Origin of the sequence: Proteiniclasticum sp. (genome assembly GCF_032054185.1) — a bacterium.
GTDB lineage: Bacteria > Bacillota > Clostridia > Clostridiales > Clostridiaceae > Proteiniclasticum.
On the sequence record NZ_DAMBTF010000001.1, the window covers coordinates 142,587 to 166,960 of the forward strand.

23 protein-coding genes and 1 pseudogene are annotated in these 24,374 nt (G+C 43.2%); 5 read left to right on the top strand and 19 right to left on the bottom strand.

What is annotated here, in order from left to right:
- Positions 1-2 precede the first annotated feature (2 nt).
- From RTX25_RS00630 to RTX25_RS00680, 11 genes are all read right to left on the bottom strand, one after another.
- Positions 3-311, bottom strand: a complete 309-nt coding sequence (locus RTX25_RS00630) for a V-type ATP synthase subunit F (protein ID WP_312649362.1) — start codon at positions 309-311, stop codon at positions 3-5.
- Complete coding sequence (locus tag RTX25_RS00635) at positions 304-1,305, bottom strand: V-type ATP synthase subunit C (RefSeq protein WP_312649363.1); 1,002 nt, start codon at positions 1,303-1,305, stop codon at positions 304-306. The genes RTX25_RS00630 and RTX25_RS00635 overlap by 8 nt, the downstream gene beginning before the upstream one ends.
- A gap of 9 nt (positions 1,306-1,314) precedes the next feature.
- Complete coding sequence (locus RTX25_RS00640; protein ID WP_312649364.1) at positions 1,315-1,869, bottom strand: V-type ATP synthase subunit E; 555 nt, start codon at positions 1,867-1,869, stop codon at positions 1,315-1,317.
- A gap of 43 nt (positions 1,870-1,912) precedes the next feature.
- Complete coding sequence (locus RTX25_RS00645) at positions 1,913-2,392, bottom strand: V-type ATP synthase subunit K (protein ID WP_312649365.1); 480 nt, start codon at positions 2,390-2,392, stop codon at positions 1,913-1,915.
- Positions 2,393-2,411: 19 nt separating this feature from the next.
- Positions 2,412-4,358, bottom strand: coding sequence for a V-type ATP synthase subunit I (locus RTX25_RS00650; RefSeq protein WP_312649366.1), 1,947 nt, complete (start codon positions 4,356-4,358; stop codon positions 2,412-2,414).
- Positions 4,345-4,671 carry an ATPase gene (locus RTX25_RS00655; RefSeq protein ID WP_312649367.1) on the bottom strand — a complete coding sequence of 109 codons (327 nt, stop codon included), beginning with the start codon at positions 4,669-4,671 and terminating at the stop codon, positions 4,345-4,347. Before RTX25_RS00655 ends, RTX25_RS00650 begins: the two co-directional genes overlap by 14 nt.
- Positions 4,672-4,845: 174 nt before the next feature.
- On the bottom strand, positions 4,846-6,504 hold the full coding sequence (locus tag RTX25_RS00660) for a B12-binding domain-containing radical SAM protein (protein WP_312649368.1): 1,659 nt from the start codon (positions 6,502-6,504) through the stop codon (positions 4,846-4,848).
- A gap of 11 nt (positions 6,505-6,515) precedes the next feature.
- Complete coding sequence (locus tag RTX25_RS00665; RefSeq protein ID WP_312649369.1) at positions 6,516-7,247, bottom strand: zinc dependent phospholipase C family protein; 732 nt, start codon at positions 7,245-7,247, stop codon at positions 6,516-6,518.
- A 150-nt stretch (positions 7,248-7,397) separates the two neighbouring features.
- The gene (locus RTX25_RS00670; protein WP_312649370.1) at positions 7,398-8,996 is read right to left on the bottom strand and encodes a polysaccharide biosynthesis protein; all 1,599 of its coding nucleotides are present in this window, start codon (positions 8,994-8,996) and stop codon (positions 7,398-7,400) included.
- Between the two features lie 12 nt (positions 8,997-9,008).
- Positions 9,009-9,974, bottom strand: coding sequence for an RluA family pseudouridine synthase (locus tag RTX25_RS00675; RefSeq protein WP_312649371.1), 966 nt, complete (start codon positions 9,972-9,974; stop codon positions 9,009-9,011).
- Positions 9,975-10,034: 60 nt separating this feature from the next.
- A complete protein-coding gene (locus RTX25_RS00680) occupies positions 10,035-11,759 on the bottom strand; it encodes an ATP-dependent helicase (RefSeq protein WP_312649372.1) in 1,725 nt (574 codons plus the stop codon).
- Positions 11,760-12,085: 326 nt separating this feature from the next.
- Between RTX25_RS00680 and RTX25_RS00685 the strand changes: the two genes are divergently transcribed.
- Entirely contained in the window at positions 12,086-12,595 is a 510-nt protein-coding gene (locus tag RTX25_RS00685) for a shikimate kinase (protein ID WP_312649373.1), read from the top strand.
- 118 nt (positions 12,596-12,713) lie between these two features.
- Here RTX25_RS00685 and RTX25_RS00690 read toward each other — a convergent pair whose 3' ends face one another.
- Positions 12,714-12,947 (bottom strand): hypothetical protein, encoded by a 234-nt coding sequence (locus tag RTX25_RS00690; protein WP_312649374.1) that lies wholly within the window; start codon positions 12,945-12,947, stop codon positions 12,714-12,716.
- 222 nt (positions 12,948-13,169) lie between these two features.
- On the opposite strand from RTX25_RS00690, the gene RTX25_RS00695 reads away from it, so the two are divergent.
- A complete protein-coding gene (locus RTX25_RS00695) occupies positions 13,170-14,651 on the top strand; it encodes a nicotinate phosphoribosyltransferase (protein ID WP_312649375.1) in 1,482 nt (493 codons plus the stop codon).
- Positions 14,652-14,782: 131 nt separating this feature from the next.
- Complete coding sequence (locus RTX25_RS00700; protein ID WP_312649376.1) at positions 14,783-15,277, top strand: QueT transporter family protein; 495 nt, start codon at positions 14,783-14,785, stop codon at positions 15,275-15,277.
- An 89-nt stretch (positions 15,278-15,366) separates the two neighbouring features.
- On the opposite strand, the gene RTX25_RS00705 is transcribed toward RTX25_RS00700, so the two are convergent.
- Genes RTX25_RS00705 through RTX25_RS00725 form a run of 5 tightly spaced genes read right to left on the bottom strand, consistent with a single transcriptional unit; the run spans position 15,367 to position 19,124 of the window.
- The gene (locus tag RTX25_RS00705) at positions 15,367-15,573 is read right to left on the bottom strand and encodes a hypothetical protein (protein WP_312649377.1); all 207 of its coding nucleotides are present in this window, start codon (positions 15,571-15,573) and stop codon (positions 15,367-15,369) included.
- Positions 15,574-15,595: 22 nt separating this feature from the next.
- Positions 15,596-16,594: an ABC transporter permease gene (locus RTX25_RS00710; RefSeq protein ID WP_312649378.1), complete on the bottom strand. Its 999-nt coding sequence runs from the start codon at positions 16,592-16,594 to the stop codon at positions 15,596-15,598.
- Between the two features lie 13 nt (positions 16,595-16,607).
- Positions 16,608-17,642, bottom strand: a complete 1,035-nt coding sequence (locus RTX25_RS00715; protein WP_312649379.1) for an ABC transporter permease — start codon at positions 17,640-17,642, stop codon at positions 16,608-16,610.
- A complete protein-coding gene (locus RTX25_RS00720; protein ID WP_312649381.1) occupies positions 17,642-18,496 on the bottom strand; it encodes an ABC transporter ATP-binding protein in 855 nt (284 codons plus the stop codon). Before RTX25_RS00720 ends, RTX25_RS00715 begins: the two co-directional genes overlap by 1 nt.
- A gap of 13 nt (positions 18,497-18,509) precedes the next feature.
- On the bottom strand, positions 18,510-19,124 hold the full coding sequence (locus RTX25_RS00725) for a TetR/AcrR family transcriptional regulator (protein ID WP_312649382.1): 615 nt from the start codon (positions 19,122-19,124) through the stop codon (positions 18,510-18,512).
- Between the two features lie 300 nt (positions 19,125-19,424).
- Between RTX25_RS00725 and RTX25_RS00730 the strand changes: the two genes are divergently transcribed.
- Positions 19,425-20,699, top strand: coding sequence for an MFS transporter (locus RTX25_RS00730; RefSeq protein WP_312649384.1), 1,275 nt, complete (start codon positions 19,425-19,427; stop codon positions 20,697-20,699).
- Between the two features lie 78 nt (positions 20,700-20,777).
- Positions 20,778-21,196: pseudogene (locus tag RTX25_RS00735) on the top strand (Fur family transcriptional regulator).
- 237 nt (positions 21,197-21,433) lie between these two features.
- Here RTX25_RS00735 and yihA read toward each other — a convergent pair.
- Together yihA and lon are read right to left on the bottom strand one after the other, a co-directional pair.
- Entirely contained in the window at positions 21,434-22,030 is a 597-nt protein-coding gene (yihA, locus tag RTX25_RS00740) for a ribosome biogenesis GTP-binding protein YihA/YsxC (RefSeq protein WP_312649498.1), read from the bottom strand.
- Complete coding sequence (lon, locus tag RTX25_RS00745; RefSeq protein ID WP_312649385.1) at positions 22,030-24,357, bottom strand: endopeptidase La; 2,328 nt, start codon at positions 24,355-24,357, stop codon at positions 22,030-22,032. The genes yihA and lon overlap by 1 nt, the downstream gene beginning before the upstream one ends.
- Positions 24,358-24,374: the final 17 nt, after the last annotated feature.

Genomic DNA, 24,374 nt, shown 5'->3' on the forward strand with positions numbered 1-24,374 from the left:
TTCTATAATATATTTGAACCTACAGCTTTTTCTACATTCCTGTTGATCCGATCCAGTCCGATATTCAGGCTGCCCTGGTTACTCGGGATAAGAATCACCGCTGGAACCAGCTCCTTGACATATCTTTCAATGGTATCCGGAATGAGCACAGCTGACTGTTCTGTGATAAACACAACTCCATATTTCTTGGCGGCCAGAGTATCCAGGGTTCTTCTGGTTTCCTCCGGTCCAACAACGGGAAATACATCAATTCCAAGGGCCATGAATGGCAGGATGGAATCCTTGTCCCCGATAACTCCTATTCTATACATATAAATCACGCAACCTTTCTCTTATGACTTCTGGAGAAAGTTTATTGATCTTAGAAACCATGACGATTCTAAGCGCCTTGATTTCAGCTTCTTTGGCATTAAGGTAGGAAAAAAGCGGTTCAGGTCCGAATATGATGTTTTTGGATGGTTCATTGACAGCCATCAGTTCATTATCGATAATCTTTTCGAACTCACTAAGTCTTCCTGTCTTTCTGTATGCTTCAAGGCCTTCAAGTATCGGTTTAGACAGCTTTTCATTCTTCATCTTGTTCATGATGACATCCAGAGAGTCGTTTATTGAATAGATGAGACTGTCCATCGGAATATTTCCGCCTTTCAGCAGAACCTCCTCCAGAAACCTGATGTCTTTATCCATTTTTTTGACTCTGATCAGTGTCTTGATATTTGCAAAATCGATCTGATTCTGAACATACTCTTTAAACATCGGAATATCAGCCTCGTCGGCGATTGATTGAAGGTGTCTGAAATAGTATCTGTCCATAAGGATATCAATTCTTTGGGGATCACTGTTTTTTGTAAAATCCGCTTCAATATCCGTTAATGCGGAAGCGATCCTAACATCCATATCGGAGTAATCTCCCATATTGAGGTCCGATTTGATTCTTGTGATATCCTGTGTGCCATAAGTCACATATAGATGGGAAAGTGACTTGCCTGAAATCTTTTCCTTAAGCAGCACTTTTAGATTGTGATAATCATATTTTAAGGAGAGAATTTCTGAAATGACTTTCTCACCCGTCAGTTCATCCATCAGTGCGTATACACGCTTTAGTTCAGCTGCAAGGATTTCTTCATAATCTTCCGCCCTAGAAATATTGCCTAAATGCTGCTGATACTCGGTTTCACCAAGAATTCGGAAGACTTCTTCCATATCTCTTGCATCAACCATTCTCTCCAGTCTGCTGCGGGATAGAAGCTTTTTCTCGAGGACCTTGACCCTGATGACAGCTTGGGAAAAATCCATTCTGTTCATAAAAACCTCCTATTCCCTGAATAATGAATCTGCTACATCTTTTACAAGCTCATCTCGGTAGAAATCTACCATATCATTGAAATCGTAATTTAAGGAAATCTTTTCATCCACAATCTGGAAACCTGATTTTGCCGTTTCATCGGCAATCTCATATCCCAGTCCGAGACTACTAATTGCTTCCTTATACTCTTCTTTAACAACAAGTTTTTCTGTGCCTTTAAGATTAAGCGTAGAAAGAATATCCTTCAGATATCCGATATATTCGTCCTGTGGCAGATGATTTAATTTGGACTTTGCTTCTTCGAAAACTCTGTTGATGATGATCTGCTTTCCATTAAGAAGTTCATTTCTTTTTTTGACTTCAGCATTGGATACAATTCTCTCTTTAAGCAGATTCGATTCAAAGGCCGCTTTTTCCAGCATCTTCACTTTGATTTCTTCTGCTTCATGCGTTTTCTTCCTGACTATTTCATCGCGGTAAGCTTCTGCCTCTTTAATCATGGATCCTGCCTGACTCTTTGCTTCTTCTATAATTTTATCCGTCAAATTTTCCAGATTGGACATTAACTCACTTCCTTTGCTTTTATTATGCTCTTCTCTCTTAAGACTAGAATCCGCCTGAAGAAAGAAGAATCAGTGACATAACAAATGCAAGAAGTGCATAGGTTTCAACCATTACTGCATAGATAATACCCTTAGTGGAGTGCTCTTCATTTTTCGCAAGAATCGCAAGACCAGCAGCTGCTGTACGTGCCTGATAAACTGCAGAAAAGTATCCGACAAAAGCAATCGGAAGACATGCGAACAGGATATACATACCGTTGGCAAATGTCATATCCACTGAAAGTGAACCGAGTGACATCAGGCCGATTACGAATCCGTAAAGACCCTGAGTACCAGGAAGAAGCTGAAGAACAAGTGACTTACCGAACTTTTCAGGCTCTTCGATAATCAGTCCAGTTGCCGCTTCACCTACGATACCAACACCCTTTGCTGATCCGATACCTGACAGAATGACCGCAAGAGCAATCCCGATTACCGCAAAAATAATACCACCGTTTTCCATTACCATTTGACTAAAATTCATGTTATTTTCCTCCTAATTGTTATTCAATATTAATATATTTCGATTTGTTTCTGAATACTTTGAATGGTTTTCCGCCGCCTGCGTAGAACTTACCGAAAAATTCAACATAAGTCAGACGCGACGTATGAACATATGCACTTAATGCTGAAAGGAACAGATTAAATGCCTGTCCGAATATAAATACTACAACACCGCCTATGATACCCGGGATTCCCATACCAAAGAGCATGCCCACCATCATATTGATCGCTGTCGCGATAAATCCACCGGCAAGTCCCAACGCCATAAGTCTTGAGTAGGAGACGAAATCTCCGATATATCCTGATATTCCGTACAGACTGTACATACCGCCTGCAAGTTTACCGACGATCGATTCATTTTCACGTCCGCCTGTCAGCACAATACCCGCCATGCCTACAACCATAACCACAAGGGCTATTGTCTTCACTGCCGGTGCAAATGGAATGAACATGGTCAGAAGGAATACTATGGCACCCATCAGTGCCATGTACCAGAATCCTACGTCATACAATGCATCAAGGGGTTTTCCTTCTCTGAATGCAAGATAGGCTTTAATGCCCAGTGCATAGAAGAGATGAATTCCGCCGAAAATCACTGAAATGATGAGCAGCTTCTGATATTCTGTCGCCGGTGTAATGAGTGCAACACCCGGTATGGCCAGGCCAAAGAAGGAACCGAAAATCAGGCCCCATATAATGGTTGAAAAACTGAGATAAAAAAGAAATCTCATCATCAGCTTCTGACCTTTATCAAGGTTTGCTACCTTGAGGACAATGCCGGTACCCAGGAACAGAATCAGTCCGTAACCCCAGTCTCCGATCATCATGCCGAAGAAGGCAAAGAAAAATGGAGCAAAAAGAGGTGTTGGATCCAGGCTTCCGTAGGTAGGCAGCGAATACATCGTAGTCAGGGATTCGAACGATTCAGAAAACTTACCGTTCTTCAGCATGATCGGTACACCGTCATCTTCTTTATCCGCAGGTTTGATCTCGAGGTAATAAGCGCCTTCCTGTGTCTCTGCTACCGCTTTTTCAAATGTATCCGCTTTATCTGTAGGAACATATCCGTTAATTACATTTACACTTCCGGTTTTCAGAAAGTTAGATTCTGCTGCAAAACGTAGTCTGAGGTTCAGAAGATACTCATATACCTCTTCGAACTTTCCAAGATTGCCTGCCATCGACTTAATTTCATTCTGCAGGTTTTTCTTCTCTTCCTTTATGGAAGTCAGCTTTATTCTGACGGATTCTATCGCTTCTTCAGGTGTTCCTTCAGTATACAAATTTACGCTGGTGTAACTGTGGTTTCTAAGGATTTCATTGAACTCGTCTCGCTGACTTTTTATCGTCAGTCCGAGAATATATGCCTCATCCTTACCTTCGCTGAGCTGTTCAAAATAGCTTTCTTTAAGCTCTGCGAGTTCATTTTTGAGACTATCCATCAGTTTCTTCGGTACAGTCCCTGTAAACACTTCACTATAGGTGAACTCCTTCAGCAGACGCACATCAAAATTCAAATTCTTCCATGGTTTAAGATCTTCGATTACAGCCTTTTCTTTCAGCTCTTCCTGGCTGAGATGATCGATTTTCCCTGTGATTTCTCTTAGTTTCATGATGACCGGATCATAATCAAATTCTGAGACTTTTTTTTCAAGTTCTTCAAATGTAAAATTAGATTTGCCTTTGATCATCGCTTTTATGCCCGTTTCACGGTCATCGTAATTTTTGAGCAGATCAAGGGCGGTTTTTACGCTCTGAATCTTTTCATCTATTGCGCTGACTTCTACAGGAACTTCAAGGGTATTTAATCCTTCATCCAGCAGATCGGAGTTAGCCTTAAGATCGGTAAAATGAACATAACTGAATCTCTGCAGTTCATGCAGTAGTCTTTCACGATCCGATTCGAAGGTAAACAGGCTGAAACTGCTCATCTTAACGATTGCCATTAGCCTTCACGATCCTCTCTATAATAATATCAACTGCACCCATGAGATCTGTGACCTCCATGGATTCCAGTTCTGCCGATTTGATGCTTCCGCTCTCTAAAATCGGCTGTGCAAGAGATTCTCCCTCTTGCCGAGCTTTATCTCTTTGTAGTTCAGCTTCATGCTGTGCTTTTGCAATGACCCCCTTATACTCTTTTTCCGCAAGCACTTCCGCATCACGCCTGATGTCTCTTGCTTTCTGACTTGCTTCACTTATAAGTTCACGTGCAGTCTTCTCCGCTTCCCTTATCCTGTCCAATGCTTCTTTTGCCATTCCGTCACCCCATTTCCTTTGCAGATTTGCTATTGATTACGTTTCCATACTGCTCAATTTTATCATGCTATCCTTAAAACTACCATGATAAAGATTTTATGTAATCTTTATCATTTAATAAGTTATAAAATACCACATAGGTTATAGTCTACGACAGTTTGACACATAAATCAACTAAATCCTGATAATTTGTCCGTTTATTTCATCATAATACACCGGAGTCTCATTCATGTCTACTATACCTTTATCGGCATAAAGCAGGATATTTATACTGTAAATTTCAACATGCACTTTAATTCCCAGCTCTTTTGATATTCTTCTTTTCTCCTCATTGTTTTCTGGAAGTTTTCTTGTGAGAAAATCCGGAACATACTGCTTCTTGTTTCCGCTCAGCCAGTCGAATTTCAGAAGTTCATTGAGAACCACATCCTGTGATGTATCTTCCCTTTTATTCATCCATTTCGAAGAATAATCACGCAAAGCGAGAAACTGCTCCTTCGCGCCCAGACTGAGGCCCTGATATTCTTCATCTAAGTATCTGCCCAGACCTTCATAGAAGGCGAAAGAATCTTCTTCCCCCTTCAGTACATAGGAGAGGGTGGTCTTGAACCGCCCGGAATTATAATATCTTTCCAGAGCCTCTTCCGTATGATGAAGACTTCTAAGATCCGAAAAATCCATCCATCTGGTCTTCAGAACTTCATAAGGAGCAAACGGGCTGTAGATGATGCCGTACTTCTTCGCATCTCTTTCCATGGGTGTACCCTTTATGACCTTAAGGAACCCCAGCTGAAGCATGTCAGGCTTCAGGGAATAGACATCATTGAAGCTTTCTTTAAAGCGCTCCATGGAGTCATAGGGGAGGCCTGCAATGAGATCCATATGATTATGTATGTTTTTCAGAGAAACCAGAGCATGAAGCTTTTCAAGAACCTTTCTGAATCCGATGAACCGGTTGATGGAAAGAAGCACCTCCTGGTTTGTGCTCTGAATCCCCACCTCAAACTGGATTCTCCCGACGGGTGCAGTGCGCAGCAGATGGATGTGTTCTTCTTTGATGAGATCAGGAGAAATCTCAAAGTGAAAAGTGACGGAGGTGTCCAGGGAGATGAGATAAGCCCATATTTCATAGGCATCAGGATGAATATTGAACGTTCTGTCGATGAACTTCACAACGCTTGTACCCGTTTCAAGAAGTTTCTCCACGCGACGTACGACTTCCTCATAGGGAAGAAAACGAAGATCTCTTTCAGAAGAGGATAAGCAGTAGCTGCATCTGTAAGGACATCCTCGGGAGGCTTCAATATAGCTGAGCTTACCTTTAAGATCCTCTTCCTCATCATAGGGATAAGGCACAAGACTCATCTCCATCTTTTCCCGATCAGGGTTTATGATGATCTCATCTCCATTTCTAAAGGTCAAGCCTCTGACCGACTTAAGTTCTGTATGACGAAAAAGAGAACCGATAAGGTCCTCATAGGCAAGTTCACCTTCACCGCGGATGATATAATCTCCCGACATGATTTCCAGGTGTTTCTTGCTGTCATAGGAGACCTCAGGTCCTCCATACAGTATCTTTATATTTTCATCTACGCACTTAATAAGCACAGAAAGCTCCCTGACCAGTTCAAAATTCCAGATGTAAACTGAAAAAGCGACCAGGTCAGGTTTTCTTTCTATGATTTCTTCCAGGATCCTGTCTGTCTGTTCATTGATGGTAAACTCCACACGTTCAGTCAGGACAGGAAGTCCTTTTGTAATCTTTTCAAGATATCTCAGACTGATGTTTGTGTGGATATATTTGGAATTGATCGCTGCAAGTAAAACTTTCATTTTATATTTCCTTATACATTTTCATAATACAGCTCATAAAAGTCCAGAAGTAGTCCTGCTGTTGTATTCTGAGCCACAGTGAGCATTTTCTTGGATAAGGTTTCATACATGAGATCCTTATCTTCCATAGTCTTGTACTTTTCGTAGTAGAAGTTCGCAACAACCGCGTTTTCTCTGATGTAGTCATCCAGAGTTTCAAACCTCAGGATGCCTTCATCCACGGAATAGTCGATTTCCGCAAAAATCTTCTTCTTGATCCAGGTCTCGTAGGATTTATGACTGTCCAGAAGCCTGTTGTTCACATGCTGTGGTACGGTCATGTCCTGAGAGAGATGGCAGAACACACCAAGGTAAAAGACGGAACGCTCGAGGTTACCCTTCTGCAGATAAAACAGTGCACGATCGCGGTAGCGCTGAGCCTCTGTAAGACCGTCTGAAAAACCGTAAAGTCCCTTCTTCTTCTCGTTGTGGTAAAAGTGATTGATGGACTTGAAGTCCTGATCTGCCCAGGTCGCCCCTTCATTCAGTGATTTGATGAATGCCTTGTAGAAATGTGCGGCTTTATCGTAGCCTTCATTTTCAAGGATCACCACTGCCTGGATATTGATGAACCGGTGTACCATACATGGGGTCTTGAAGGCCATCTTCTTGAACGGATTGGCCGCAAGCATCATTCCCGTGAGTACTTTCCCATATGTATTTTCGAATCTTCTCTTTTTCTTATCGTTGAATGTACCTTCCATATTCGACAACTCCTATCTTTTGCTTACTTTAATCAACATCAGTTCGGGTAACACTGTCCCCTAATTGATAATTGATTTCAATTGTCTTAATACCATTATATGGTATTTTACGTTGAAACACAAAAAATATAGCGTCTTTATAGGATGTTTTTATCTCATTCTTCTTCTTATTCCAGCGGGTATCATACGGTAGATTCTTGGACTGATTTCCAGAAGATTTTCTCTTGTGATTCCGCCTGTAAGTAGCATGGATACCACATAAACTGCTGCTCCGATACCGATGTTCACAAACGTCAGGATGCTCTCAAAAGCATATCTCAGATCCAGCATGCCGAACAGTCTGCCAAAAGCAAAGATCACGATACCCATAAGCACTGCGGATATTATCGGTCCTTTTGCATTCACTGCAAGCTTCACATCGTATTTCAGCACTTTTGTGATGAGATAGTGATTCACGACAAAAGGAAGGAAGTAGTTCAGGAAGTTTGAAACCAGCGCACCCATGATGTTGACTTCAGGCATACCCACAAGGATGTAGTTGAAAAGAAGCCTTGCCAGGATACCCGCAAGCATGGTGATGGTTCCCCAGTAGAATTTGCCTAGTCCCTGGAAGATGACATTCTGTATCTGAATGAACCCAAGGAAGATGACCGTAATGGAGCCGTAGCGCAGAAGATCCACTCCACCCCTACCCGGGTAGAGAATATTATAGATGGGACCTGCGAGCACCGTCATTCCTACAAAGGAAGGCACCGTGACCATAAAGACCATCTTCACCGCATAGTTCATTTTTCTTTTCACGGACTCCGTATCACCCAGGGCATTGGCTGCCGCGACTCCAGGAAGGAGAACGGAGGCCAGCGCCACAACGATGGTATTCGGCACGAAAAGAAGATTCTTGAACCGGGTCAGTTCGCTGAAAGCCGTTTTTGCCGCGGCATAAAGCAGTCCCGCATCAAGGAGTCTGTTGTTCACGATGAACATATCGATGAATCCGCCGATATGGATCATTCCCGCAGACAGAGTGATGGGGAAGGAATAGGACAGAAGCTTTCTTACAAGTTCTTTGCTTGTATGATGGTAGGCTTCAGGGTCCTGAAGCTTTCTCTTGACCTTATTGAGCTTCGCCTTGTGAAATTCTCTTACAAGAAGAAGAACAGCAACAAAAGCACCTACGCTGGTACCAAGGGTACCTCCCGCAACGCCAAGTGCCACGCCCACCTTCATGAGGAAATAGGCACCACCTAGAGAAACCGCCACATTGACGAGCTGCTCCAGAATCTTCGACACAGCATTTGCAGAAACATAGCTTCTCCCGAGGAAATACCCTCTGTAGGCAGAAAGGACAGCCGTAATCAGCACCGTAGGTGCTAAGAAACGGATGGACAATACCGCTTCAGGTGTACTGGAAGCTCTTGCGATAAGAGGCGCCATGAAGAAGAGAAGAAGCGAGGCGAAAAGACCGCCTCCGATAAGAAGCGTTCTCGAGAGCCTGAATGCTCGTAAGGCATCCCTCGGATTGTTCTTTGCATGAAGCTCCGAGATGAGCTTTGATATTCCTCTTTGTATCCCTTCATTGGTCAGTACATAAATCAGCGTAAACGCTTCGTAGGACACGGCATAAATGCCGTGACCCACGTCGCCGAGTATTCTAACGAGCAGTGGTACATAAACCACCGACATGATTTTAACAAGGAGCTCTGCTATGGATAAGTAGGCAAAGCCCTTTCCAGTGGACTGCTGTTTCATGAAATCCTCCGCTTACAGATCAAACTTGAAGAGATCTGTCTTCACCTTTTTGAACAGTGGTGGAAGCTTTTCCGCCACAACTTTATTGCCGAGATATTCAAGCTTTCCGTCAGGATTCTTGAAGGTCACCTTGTAGGCATAGAGGTACTGGAAGTGCAGCTCATACTTATTGGCCAGGTAATTGTTGATTTCCTTTTCGCCGTACTTCTTGTCCCCGATGATCGGGTTTCCAAGAGAAGCAAGGTGTGCTCTCAGCTGATGGCTTCTTCCTGTAAGGAGATTCAGCTCAACCAGTGAAAACTGTCCTGTACTTTCTTCTGTTCTGACCGTCATGGCGATTTCTTTCTTCATCGGTCCAGGTGTGTCGCTGACACTGCTTACATTGTTGTCTTCCCTTTTCTCGATGTATGCACGATATTCGCCGTCCTTGATTCTGCCCTTCACGATGGCCATGTAGTTCTTCACGATTCTTCCGTCTCTCATCATTTCGTTCAGGGTCTTCAGCGCCTCATAGTTCTTGGCGTAGATGACGATTCCTGATGTGTTACGATCAAGACGATTGACCGGTGAAGGTGAAAAGGTCATTTCCTCTTCCGGATTATATTCGCCCTTTCTGAAAAGATAGGTAAGCACCTGGTCTGTAAGTGTCGGATCTACCCCTTCGTTATCCTTGTGTACAAGGATTCCAGGCCATTTCTCGACCATAAGGATGTTGTCGTCTTCAAAGGTCACCTTGAACTCAGGTTCAACATCATAGACCTTCTTCTTCTCTTTTGGCGCATTGGAGTACATGTACTTGATCTCGATGACATCTCCAACTTCAACGAACATCTTTTCCTTGCCTTTTGCGCCGTTTACACGGACGTCCCCTTTTCTCAGGGATTTAAATATTGCAGATAGAGGGACATCCTTAAGATACTTTCTTAAAAATTTGTCCAGTCTCTGACCGGCTTCATTGGGTCCAATTTCTATTCTCATAATTTCTCCTATATTCTCTTCATTTCCACTAAACATGTTATCAATTTGCATCACCCTATATTATAGTACGAATCTGCTTCTTTTTCTCTCTTTTCCATGAATAAATCTTGGGCTATAGATATTGAGCTCTTCTTTGGCTCTCGTTATGGCCACATAAAAGATTCTTCTCTCTTCCTCCAGGTTTTCCATGGATGCGCCATGGGGCATATAACCTTCCACAGCATTGATCACATAGACCTTGTCAAACTCAAGTCCCTTTACGCCGTGCACTGTGGAAAGGGTGATTTTCGAATCGATGGATTCAGGCTCCTTCACAGAAGCCGTCAAAAGATCAAGAGGATTGTCGTAGTAGCCTGCGACTTCCTTCATTTCATCAAGATCCTCGAAGAGCTCTTCCTCATCACGTCCCGTACGCTCTGCATAGGTCTTCAGGTAATCCTCATAACCGAGAACTTTTTCGATATACTCCACGACTTTTTCTGTGGACTTTCCTTTAATGCCGGAGAGATCTCTAAGAAACTCTCTGTACTTGATGAGTGAATAGTTATTTTTTGACGGATCAAGGAGCACCTTCTGTATATCCTCGCCAAGGCCGATCTTTCTCATGTCTGTCTTTGACATGTATCGGTAGGGTTTGTTCGCTATCCTTAGGAACGCTTCCCTGTCATTCTGATAAGCTGCCCTCAGATAATCAAGAATATCTTTTGCGATGAACCCTTTGAAGAAGTTGTAGCTGTCTCTTGAACTGAAACTGATCTTCTCTTTTCTCAGAAATTCCTTCACTCTCATCCCTTCACGGTTTGTCCGGTATAATACGGCATAGCTTCTTAACTGATCCTTCTTGATGTCTGCTGCGATATCCATGAGCATCAGCTCCTGATTCTCCGGAAAGATTTTGGTGATCTTTCGCTTCTCTTTTCTGCTGGCAAGAAGCTCCTTCTTGTTTCTTAGGGCATTAAGCTGTATGACTTCTCCTGCATAATTTACGATATTTTCTGTGCTTCTGTAATTGTATTTAAGGTACAGTTTCTTCCCGCCGAACATTTTTTCAAAATCGATCATCCCTGTCGGGTCTGATCCTCTAAAGGCATAGATGCACTGATCCTCATCGCCCACACAGAAAAGCTGTCTGTTTTCCGAGATTCTCTCTATGATCTTCAGCTGTATAGGGTCAAGGTCCTGAAACTCATCGATGAGGATATGACTGTGAGCATCCTGAAATGACTTCAGAAATGCTTCGTCTTCAAACTGTCTGAGGACTTCGATCTGAAGATCGTCAAAATCCAGAAGACCTCTCTTTATCCGTTCTTCCTCATAGATGGTGAAGGCTTTATGAAAAAGATCATCCTTGTGGGTGTGATGGATTTCCTTCTCATTCAGATAGGTCTTCACTTTATACTTTGAAATGTCGCGGATGATGGATTCCACATCATCCTGATCAATTTTCAGTTCCTTCTGCAGTCTGTTTTTTATGATGAACTCATCTTTACCATAGATAAGCGAAAGATTTCCTTTTCTGACCCTCAGTATCCGGTAACAGAGACCATGGATTGTTCCAAAGAACGGTTTTATGACACTCTTGCCCTGAAACCTTCCTTCCATCTCAAGAGCTGAAGCCTTTGAGAAGGTAAGGACCACAATTTTCTTCGGAGAAACTCCCTCCTCCAGGATATGCAGGAGCCTTCTCAGCATCACTGTTGTCTTCCCCGATCCTGGAGGTGCAACCACCAGAACCTTGTTTTCTTTTGTGAGATATGCACTTTCCTGATATTTATCCAGTTCCAAAATTCTTATCCTCCAGACTTTTTCTTTCGTAAGTCTCTATTCTAACCTATTTCCACGTGATTTCAAAGAAACTCTCATTCCATTATGTTCAATGTGGCATTTACTCATACCTGTAGATGAAACAGATGAAGGTACGAAGAGTCTTCACCTTGGGACTGATGGCGAAATAATCTACGTATATCGATAGAACCGGATAGCAAAATAATATATAATACTTGTATATTATTGTTTTTCACACAGATATTCTTCGGGTGATCAGCTTAATCTGAATAGGGGGGCAGGGTATGAAAATTGTATTTCTGATTTGAAATGCAGCGGTCGGCAAAATGACCGTTGGACAGGAACTTGCGAAGATGACAAAGCTTCGCCTGTTTCATAATCATATGACTATTGAACCGGTCATAGAGATTTTCGGATACTATAACAGCAAAACCGTCAGTAAACTTAGAGATGTGATTTTCCAGGAATTTGCCACGTCCGATCACTACGGCCTGATCTTCACCTATATGTGGGCATTCGATCAGATATCCGACTGGGACTATGTGAGGCACGTAACGGAAATCTTTAAGGAGCATGATGCACAGATATATTATGTTGAGCTTCTGGCTTCTTTGGAGGTTCGGCTTCTGAGAAACGTGACAGAAAACAGGCTTCAACATAAAGCATCCAAGCGGGATATCGAACGTTCATCGGAGAGGCTATTAAATGATGACAGAAAATATAGGTGCGTAAGCAACGAAGGAGAGATCCCCTTCAATAACTATCTTAGAATAGACAATTCAAGTCTCACACCCACAGATACTGCAGAAATCATCAGAGCGCACTTTAATCTATAATGAAGAGGATAGCTGTCTGCATAACATCGAAAAGAGGGATTCAAAAAAGTGAATCCCTCTTTTCTGCTTCAGTATTCTTTTTCAGATCATCTGATCTTCTTTATCCCTGTTATGGAAATCAGCGGTATATGCTGCTGATCATGACGATGACCCCCAGAATGAATACGGGTATCCCCCAGCCGCTTTTTGGTGATTTCATGGTGAGAAATCCGAGGATCACCGCAGCTCCACCCAGAAAGAAAGGCTGCCAGAATATCCCTGCAAGTCCGGCCAGAAGACCTGAAATCAGCATATAGTTTCCGGTATCTCCTCCGAACTTCATCGGTTTTTTATTTTCATCGAGTCTGAACATGATTCTCTGCCTCCAGTATGTTATCTTATCTTCCTATTCTAACAGAGAATTGCACAATATCCCTTAAAACATCTGAAGCTTTGAATCTGATGATCTCTTTCTATCTCCACGCTGCCTTTGCAGAGCCCATGCTGCCCAACCTTCCCCCTTCTCCTATAGAAAAAAGCACTGAATCTGATATAATATAACAGACAGACAAATAATGTTAGGAACGGTGATGTAATGGAACGAGTTATAGATGTAAGAAACGGTAGAAATCTCACGATGTTATCCGATTTCTATGAACTTACTATGGGTAATGGATATTTTGAAAACGGCGTAGATGACACCATAGCATATTTTGATATGTATTTCAGAAAAATTCCCGATGGCGGTGGCTTCGCTGTCATGGCAGGCGTAGATCAGCTCATCGAATATCTTGAGAATCTCACTTTTTCCAAGGAAGATATTGAGTACCTGAGAAACAAGAAAATATTCAGTGAAGGCTTCCTGGACTATCTTAAAAACTTCAAGTTTGAATGTGACGTATGGGCAATTCCTGAAGGAACTCCCGTATTTCCGAACGAGCCTCTTGTCACAGTGAGAGGGCCCATCATACAGGCACAGTTCGTGGAGACCATGGTCCTTCTTACTGTCAATCATCAGACCCTCATCGCAACAAAAGCCAACAGAATCGTACGCGCCGCTGGCGGTCGTCCGGTACTTGAATTCGGTTCAAGAAGAGCTCAGGGCTATGACGGTGCGATCTATGGTTCAAGAGCGGCAATTGTCGGCGGATGCACATCCTCTGCCAATACCCTCGCAGAAATCATGTTCAACGTTCCAGCAACAGGAACCATGGCACACAGCTGGATTCAGCTGTTCGATTCAGAATATGAAGCCTTCAGAAAATGGGCTGAAGTCTATCCGGACAACTGCTCCCTTCTTGTGGACACCTATAATGTCCTGAAGTCCGGTATTCCGAATGCCATAAAGATCTTCAACGAATTTGTCCTCCCAAGCGGAAACAGACCAAAGTCCATCCGTATAGATTCCGGAGACATCACCTATCTGACAAAGGAATCACGAAAGATGCTGGATGCGGCAGGATTTGAAGATGTCAAAATCATCGTTTCGAATTCTCTGGATGAGTACATCATAAGAGATGTTCTTTCCCAGGGTGCATGCATAGACATCTTCGGTGTGGGTGAAAGACTGATTACAGCCCGAAGCGAACCTGTCTTCGGCGGCGTCTACAAGCTCGTAGCTGTGGAAAAAGAAGGCGTCGTCATTCCGAAGATCAAGGTCAGCGAGAATCAGGAAAAGATCACGACTCCTCATTTCAAGAAAATCTATCGTGTCTATTCAAAGCGATCGGATCTTGCCGTAGCAGATCTCATCACAGAATATGATGAAGTCATCGATGAAAATGAACCACTTACCCTATTTGATCCTACCTACACCTGGAAGAGAAGGACCTTCAAGGACTACTACCTCAAGGAACTCCAGAAGCCGATTTTCGAGGAAGGAAAGCTCGTCTATGACAGCCCGACCGTTCTTGAAATCAGAGATTACTCTCAGCAGGAAATCAGCAATCTATGGCCTGAAGTACTCCGTCTTGAATATCCCCACAACTACTATGTGGATCTGTCCCAGAAGCTTTGGGATACGAGGCAGAATCTGCTGATCGAGCAGTCCCAGATGTATACGGAAGACAAATACTGATCAGAAATTCAGACTACCATCAAGTAAGAACCCCGCGATTCGATCACGGGGTTTTCTTTACGTGCACATTTGTCCTGTGCTATAATGATTCAGGTTTACCAATCGGATTATTCAATACAAACGGAGGATAAATGAATTTGAATACTAAAAACCTTAACCAGGGAGAATTCCTGGCAAAATCTGCAATCATCGCTGCCATATATGCGGCACTGACCATGTTTCTTCCTTTCAGCTATCTTGGACTTCAGTTCAGAATCGCAGAGATTCTCGTGCTTCTGGTGTTCATTGATAAAAGATACATCTATGGACTGACCTTCGGATGCCTCATTGCAAATCTCGGCAGTCCCCTTGGCCCCATCGATGTCATCTTCGGAACTCTGGCTACCCTCATTGCACTGATTCTGATTTCAAAAACGAAGAATCTTCTTGCTGCAACACTATGGCCAGCCATCGTTAACGGAATCATCATCGGACTTATTCTCTATTACCTTCTTGACCTTCCATTTATCCTTACGGCTGCACAGGTATTCTTCGGTGAGTTCGTCGTAGTCACGATTATGGGCTACTTCCTTTTCAAGAGGATATTAAGAGACAAGAAACTTGTAGAAATCATCAGATTCAGATAATCTGAGCTTAAAAACCATCAGGTCGCACGTAAGCTGACCTGATGGTTTTTTATTGTTTCTGATTAAAGACTGGCAGATGTCTTCATGAATTATCTCACAAGAAGCCATATACCTAAACCTGCAGCTATGAGTGCAAAAACATAGAAGAAGATGTCCGTTCCTTTTTCGCCAAGAACTTTTCTGAACATCCTGATCTTCGCCATATTCCAGATCTGCTCCGGCTTTTTCAGGGTCAGAAAGACCACTGCCGCTGCATAGGCGATGAGAATCAGTCCCAGTAATGCTAATCCATCCATTAATTTTTCCTCCTTTTGATCATTAATCCAATCCTCTTCTGATTTTCTTTCTTAAGAGGATCATGACGGCGGCTGAAATGATGACGATCATCCCCGTACTGAAAAGAACACTTCCCCAGGTTGCCTGTTTGAGTATGACACCATCAAGTGCAATGAATGCCCAGTAAAAAGGAGACCAGTAGAGAAGAAATTGCAGCCCTTCACGCAGATAGATCGCTCCGAAAATGGAACCCAGTATGGGAAGAAAGACCATTTTCATGCCGGATATCGCAGCAAGCACATTGTCACTGCTTATACCTATGGAAAAACCGATGATGACAGAGGTGAGGGCTATGGATAACGTGATGACCGCAGCCATAAGATAGCTGATGTCACCATAGTCAAGAATGATAAGTATACCCATGACATGAATAAGCGGTACAAAGAATCCTAAAGCGGCTTTGCCTGTAATGTACTGAACCCTTTCAACCGGTGCGACATTCATTGCAGCAAGGGTATTCTCCTGTTTCTCTTCAACCAGGTTGATGAGGATGATCATTCCGCCGAAAACGGAGATGAAAACTGCAAGGAGACTTCCACCATACTGCTTGATGGGTGAGAGCTTCCAGCCGACATCGGATACAGTAAGCTCTATCGGCACTTCAATGTCTTCATTCATCATGGAATCAAGAAGAAGCATCACCATTTCGTGCATCTCCACTTTTTCATTTCCCTGACGTATGACTTCAAATGCACCCTCATTCTTATGGATGCCGTAGAGATCATCCAGATTTTCCACCCGATTAATCAGATCATCTTCATGCTCAAAAACCTCAACAGAGGCATATTCTCTGAGGTAGGAAAGCTCTTCTTCAGAAATGGTCCCATCCACACCCAGACTTAAAACCGACTGGGACACTGAACCCGTGAGCATATTGAGAACCGCTTCGATGATGAACGGAACTAGAATGATATAGAGGATCATATAATCTCTCATACCCGATTTCGTATCTCGCCTGATGATGGCCAGTATTTTTCTCATGATATGTTCCCCCTTACACAGTCAGTGTTTTCTTATATCGCATGACTGCGAACATGAAAATCACAATTGCGGCTCCTGTGAAGCCAAAAGTCGTTGTGAGGATAAGCCCTCTGTCAGGCCGCTGAAGAAACACTTCTCTGAATGCGAAAAGCAGCGGATAGGATGGCAGAAGTTTTATGACTGCAGGTGAGAATGACGGCATAAAATAGGAAACCCCTGCAAAAGCCATAGCCATGATCACGATATATAAAGCGCCCATGGACTTGATGATCGAATCATAAAAGCTAGCGATGAAAAGACCAAGAGCTGTTCCGAAAATGTTCGATGCGATGAGCAGCAGTATGAGATAGAAATAGTTCACATCGAGTCCCGCTACAAGAACGGCCACAAGAAGCCCTGTAAGGAGTCCTGTGAAGAGCATCACACCCACTTTGGAGAGAAGATAATCCCTGATGCTGACCGGTGTGACCGTAAGTGCCTTTATGGTTCCTTCTTCTTTGTCCATAAAGATATAGGCTGCAACGATGAAGAGTCCCATAAATGCTGAATTGAGCATAAGGAGTATCGGCATATAGGAAATTCTGTCTGAGAGCCTCTCTGCATGATCATCGAGTACCCTTGTCGTCGTACTTTCCACAAAATCCGGATGTACTTTCTTAAATCCAGTCACCATGACATTTTCCATGATGTTCCTGACTTTCTCGCTCTCATAACCCTGGAGAATAATTTCGTATTCCAGTCCTTCTTCGGACCTTCTGATCACCGCACCCTGTCCGTCCCGGTTCTCTTCAAGTGCCAGAACAACAGCTTCTCTTGATTCAAGAAGTGTTAAAACTGTACTTGAGTCTTTTTCCAGCGAATCCAGAATCAGCTCACGATCTGTTCCTGGCTCCACATGAAGGAACAGCTTTGTTTTGGCATCGAAATTCTCCGGCACGACAAAGAGCATTACCGCTACGATGATGAGCGCCATGATGAATTCGATGTAGACATAATAGGTTCTATAGGATACTTTAAGATCCCTGAGAAAAGTATGCAAAAGTTTCATCAGACCAGCCCCCTGCCCGTGAGCTTGATAAATATTTCTTCCAGTGTAGCTTCTTTGGTATGCATCATTTCGATCTGTGCGGATCGGATGATGTCATTGAGCATCAGTCTTTCCTTTTCTTGCGAAAGGTCAATCATCGCAGTCTTAGGTCCACCGTTTTCGATATATTCCACCTGAACAAGTTTCTTTCCATACTGCAGCTTAAGATTTCTCGGCGAGTCCACAACTTTAAGCTCACCATCTACAATAAACCCTACACGGTCACAAAGTTCATCGGCAATGATCATATTATGCGTGGTCAGAAAAACTGTGGTCCCCTCCTTGTTCTTCTCCTTTATGATATCTTTTATGATCCCTGCAATGGCCGGATCAAGACCTGTTGTCGGTTCATCAAGAAACCATAGTGAAGGATTGTTGATCATGCTTCTTGCAAAGGTCAGTCTGTGCTTCATCCCTTTCGAAAATGTACCGGCTCTTTTGTTTTTGACCTCATCAAGTCCGACCATTTTAAGTAGATCCAGAGGATTCATGGTCTCCACATCAAACAGTTTTCGATAGAATTCAAGATTTTCCAGTGCGGTGAGTTTTCCATAGACATTAGACTGTTCAAAAGAAACCCCTATACGGTTGAATATTTTTCGGTCCAGCTTTCTTAGATCATATCCCGCTACAGATCCGTTTCCTTCCTGTATGGGCAGAAGTCCCGTAAGGATCCCCTGTGTCGTGGATTTTCCTGCTCCAGAAGGTCCGAGGAATCCGAACACTTCTCCCTCTTCCACTTTAAAGGAGACATCCTTCAGTGCATAGTTTTTGTCCTTGGTGTATGAGTAATTGAGATGGTCTACCTGAATCATCTAACATTCCCCCTTAGCTTATTCCATTTTTCAGAACATCGAAGAATTTCTCCAGCTCATTTATGATTTCCATGGAATATCCTTTATCCCTGTGTTTCTCGAAGTAATACTCGACTATGCTCATCTGCATGGATATGAGCATCTTCGCTGCCATCTGAAGATCAAGATCCTGCCTGATTTCTCCTGATTCCTGTCCTTTTCTAAGAAGCGTAACAAACATATCGTCACCTTTTGAGCCGAATACAGATCTCAGTTTCTGGATCATTCCACTGTTGTCTCTCATCATACGGTTACCGATTTCCAGATAATCCGGGTTGGCAAGAGCAAACTGAATGGCTGAACGGTACATTTCCCTGAGGGCTTCATAGAAACCCAGCTGACTGAAATTCATCATGGACGGTGTCAGATACTCTATCTTCTTTTCAGCAATCAGGCTCATGATATAGAGATAGACGTCTTCCTTGTCGTTGAAATACTGATAGAAACTTCCCTTGGATATTCCGCTTCTTTCCACGATCTTGTTGATGCTTGCTGCATCATAGTTGTTGTCCCTGAATTCATTTACTGCCTCCTCAATAATCTTCGTTCTTTTCTCTTGAGGCAGGTTAAAGAATGTTGGTTTTGGCATTTGATCCCACCCTTTTTATTGTGACCATGTGGTCATATGACTACTTGGTCACAGTATAATCCTGTATATGTGAATTGTCAATCCATATTCGAAACAGACTATGTGACAATGGCTACCTCTTATAATGCCTATCCCTCAAACGGAAAGGTGCTTAAGTGTTCATTTCATTATGAAAATGATGCCATTCTTAAGATATTATGAGAATCTGTAAAAAGTTCACAAAACTATGGCATATCGCATCAAAAAAGAGTAGAATACATCAGATAATGTTAGTTTGTTCGCGGATTAGGAGTCATAAATATGCTTAAAAAACTGGAGCGCATGCTCTTTGGAAACAATCAGAATATTAAATACTATACTTTGAACGGTATTCTTTTCACCCTGGTCACAGTATTGTCAAAAGGCTATGCCATCAAGTTCCTCGACCGTCTCGGGGGTGATGACATTCACTACAGCCTTTTCAATGCACTGCCCGGTTTTATTGCCATTTTCACCACCATCCCCGGTATTCTGATGATTCAGAGAGGAAAATCCAAAAGAAAAACCCTTGGCATATTCTTCTATATCTCCAGATTTATGCCGCTCCTTCTTGCTGCTGTCCCATTTCTTGATAAGAAAATACAGCCTATTGTCTTCGTTCTGATTTACGGACTCATGAATTTTCCTGAATCCATATCGGCGACCTCTCTTCAGGATTACACAGGAGACATCTTTCTGCCCCATGAAAGAGCTGATGCCTTGTCGGTGAGGAACCAGATGTCTCAGATTGCTCAGCTCACCATATCCATACTGGTCGGATTCATTCTTTCCCTTTCATCCGTAAATCGTACAGTAATCATCATGTATCAGGTCTTCATCGTGCTGAGCTTTCTGATCGGTCTTAAAGAGATCAACTATATGTACAAGCTCGATCCAATCGAAAAAGATGACATCAAGATCAGAAGAAAAGTGCCGAAACTGAAGAAATCGCTGAGAGCGATCTTCTCCCATAGGGAGTATGTGGGATTTCTTGCCTGTTCACTTCTCTTTCACTTCGGATGGCAGATGGGATGGCCGCTGTTCAACAGTTATCAGATCAAGTATCTTGGTGCCAATGAAATGTGGCTCACCATCATCAATGTGCTCTCAAGTCTCTTTATGGTGCTGAGTTTTCCGATCTGGAAGAAGATCATCAAGAAACGTGATTATAAGTTTACTATTGCCTTTGCAACCTTCGGGATGGGTCTCACTCCTATCCTCTATGCTCTCTCGGGAAACCTCGTCATGCTGACGCTCATGCAGTCTGCTACAGGATTCTTTACAGCGGGAACGACTGTTGCCATTTTAGGATCCCTACTTGCCGTTTGTCCGGATGAGTATAGAACCATGAGCGTCGCCGTTCATGCAACGCTGACCAGTGTTACCCTTGCAATCGCTCCTTTAATCGGTACCTATATACAGGAAATCATTCATATTCAAGGCGCATTATATGTCACATCAGCTCTCAGGCTTCTTGGCAGCGCAGTGTTCATCTACAGATTCATGCGAAGCCTGAAAAACAGTCATACATCTAAAACCGAAAGAAAGAATAAATAAACTGACAGATAATTTTGTATATGAACATATGATGTGATATTATTTATGTAGAAAAGCAACTAACGAAGGAGATAGGAAATGTACAGCATAACAACAACTTTTAAAAACAAAGGATTGAAACTCACCCCACAGAGGATTGCTGTTTATGAATATCTTCTGGGCACAAACGAACACCCTTCAGCAGAAACCATCTACTCCAAACTGATCATGTCCTTTCCCACCATGAGTTTGCAACAGTCTACAAGTCACTGAAAACACTATGTGAAGTGGAACTGGTTCAGGAAATCAATCTCGGTGAGGGTAATTTCAGATACGACGCCTTTGTTGATGAGCATGCTCATTTTCAGTGTACAAGCTGCAACAAGGTGATGGATATGCTCGATGTATCCACAAGGAATATCCTTATGGAAGCATCAAAAAGCAGAGATTTCATCATTGAATCAAGTAAACTCTACTTCTTCGGGAAATGCAGAACCTGCAAGGAGAGAGAATCCTGAATCTTTATACAAAGAAATAAAGCCTGAGTATGTCTTACACGGACATACTCAGGCTCTTCATTTTGCATTCCATTCTCTATTCAGCTGTTTTTCCGGGCTTCACCCTCAAAAATCCCCGATAGCATCAATCCTTCACGGCATGAAAAAAAGTGCTGATGAGCAGGGAAACTCTTCAGCACTTTTCTCTGTAATGGAATGGGTTGATTACATCCTCATTATACGCGGCAGCTGCCGTTTCTATTCATCTTCAGGTAAAAGATCTTTAAATACCAGATCGATGACTTCCTGGAGATTTTCTCTTGAGGTGGATGAATAGAGAATCAGTCTGTCCTGATCGGTCAGCTGGAGCGTCTCTTTTATGAGCTTCTCGCTTTTTCTTATGTCATTTCTCTTGAGTTTATCAAGCTTAGTGCCCACAACGACGACATCCTTCCCATAGTATCTCAGGTAATCCAGCATTGCGATATCGTCACCAGTCGGCTTATGTCTTGAATCCACAAGCAGCACGAATCTCTTCAGATAAGGGCTGTTTACAATATAGTCTTCGATGATCTTACCCCAGGAAGCCTGTGCTGATTTTGAGATCTTTGCATAGCCGTAGCCAGGAAGATCCACGAGCATCGCACCCTGGTTGATGAGAAAGAAGTTGACAAGCCTTGTACGGCCTGGTGTATTGGAAACCTTGGCCAGCTTTCTTCTGTTGGTGAGCGCATTGATGATGGTGGACTTTCCGACATTGGATCGTCCCACAAAGGCTACCTCAGGATGTCCGGTTTCCGGATACTGGTTCTGTCTTACTGCAGAGGTTATGAAATCTGCACTTTTGATTCTGATCATGCTTTTTCTACCTCCAGGAGGGCTTTTTCCAGCACCTCATTGACTACTTTGACCGGTATGAAGGTCAGTTTGGATAAAATGGATGGGGGCAGTTTTTCCATATCATATTTGTTCTTTTCTGGAATGATGATGGTATCGATGCCTGCCCTTGCCGCAGCAAGGGATTTTTCCTTAAGTCCGCCGATTGGAAGGACTCTTCCCGTAAGGGTGACTTCACCTGTCATGGCGACATTATGTCTTGCTTTTCTTTCCGTAAGTGCGGATACAAGCGCTGTAGTCATGGTGATACCGGCTGAAGGCCCATCCTTAGGTACTGCACCTTCAGGGACATGGACATGAATATCCTTGTCCTTGTAGAACTTGGTCTCAATGCCCAGCTCCTTGCTGTTGGCACGGATATAGGAATATGCCGCTCTTGCGGATTCCTTCATGACGTCTCCAAGCTGTCCAGTGAGTTCAAGCTTTCCTGTACCGTCCATAACGGTCACTTCTATCGGTAATATATCGCCGCCGAACATTGTCCAGGCCAGGCCTGTAACGACGCCTACAAGGTCTTCCTTGGCCGCACGCTCATACATGAACTTCGGATGTCCAAGGAACTTTTCGATCATCTGTGTGTTCAGCGTCAATGATTTCTTTTTCTTCTCCAGCATATAGGCAATGGATTTTCTCGTCAGTGAGGAAATTGATCTTTCCAGATTACGCACACCGGATTCGATGGTATATCCTTCAATGATCATCTTTATGGCATTGTCTGAAATCTTCAGTCTATCTTCCGTAAGGTTATGCTCCTTGAGTACTTTCGGAATCAGATGGTTCTTCGCGATATTGAGCTTCTCCTCATAGGTGTATCCGTTGATCTCGATGACTTCCATTCTGTCAAGAAGAGGTCTTGGAATAGTATCCAGAGTGTTTGCCGTCGTGATGAACATGACCTTTGACAGGTCCATTTCGACTTCCAGATAATGATCTCTGAATGTGGAATTCTGCTCTGAATCCAGCACTTCAAGAAGCGCATCTGCAGGGTCTCCTCTGAAATCATTGGCCATCTTGTCGATTTCATCCAACAGGAACAGCGGATTTCTGCTCTTCGCCTGTCTCATTCCATAGATGATTCTTCCTGGTATGCTACCCACATAGGTTCTTCTGTGCCCTCTGATTTCCGCTTCATCCCGAACACCACCCAGTGACATTCTGACGAAGTTTCTGTTCACCGCTCTTGCTACAGACTTTGCGATGGATGTCTTACCGACTCCAGGCGGTCCGACAAGGCAGATGATGGGGCCTTTCATGGTTTTGGCGGTATTTTTCACGGCAAGGTACTCAATGATTCTGTCTTTGACATCACTAAGGCCGTAATGGTCTTTCTCCAGCACTTCTCTTGCCTTGATGATATCCAGATTGTCTTTGGTTTCCTTGTTCCAGGGAAGATCGATGAGCCAGTCAAGATAGGTCCTGATGATTCCGCCTTCCTGGCTGTAGCTGCCGCTGTTTCTGAGACGGTCAAGCTCATAGAGCGCTTTTTCCTTCGCTTCCTTAGGCATCTTCGCTTTTTCGATTTTTTCCTTATAGGAGAAGTATTCCTTGGCATCTTCGTCATATTCGCCCAGCTCATCCTGAATGGCTTTCAGCTGCTCACGAAGATAGTATTCCTTCTGGACCTTGTCGATGTTGCTCTTCACTTTGGTGCCGATTCTCTTCTCGATCTTTGCGATTTCCAGTTCCTTGTTGATGATGACCAGAAGCTTTTCCAGTCTCTCTTTGACATTCAGGCTCATGAGCAGAACCTGCTTGTCTTCAGGTTTCAGCATAAGATAAGAAGCCACCGTATCGGCGAATCTGCCAGGTTCTTCGATATCCTCAAGAGATACCAGAGCTTCCTGAGGCATATATCCTGTGTGTCTCACATAAGCCTGAAGCGTTTCCTTTACGCTTCTGACTAAAGCTTCATCTTCCACGCTGCCTTCTTTATCCTCTACATCTTCCAGGATTTCGATGCTGGCTTTGTAATAGGGATCTTCCTTGATGGAAGTGATTTTTCCTCTTGATATTCCCTCCACAAGCACCCTTACTGTGTTACCTGGAAGCTTTAGAAGCTGCCTGATGACACATAACGTACCGATCTCCAGCAGATCTTCCTTTGTGGGATTTTCGATCTTGCTTTCCTTCTGCGGTACCAGAAAAATTTCCTGATTCTTGAGCATAGCCTCATCCAGTGAAGCTATGGATTTTTCTCTGCCTACATCGAAGTGCAGGACCATATATGGAAATATGGTGATTCCCCTTAAGGGGATCATGGGAAGAGTTCTTCTCTTTCTCGCCATAATAATACCTCTCTCTC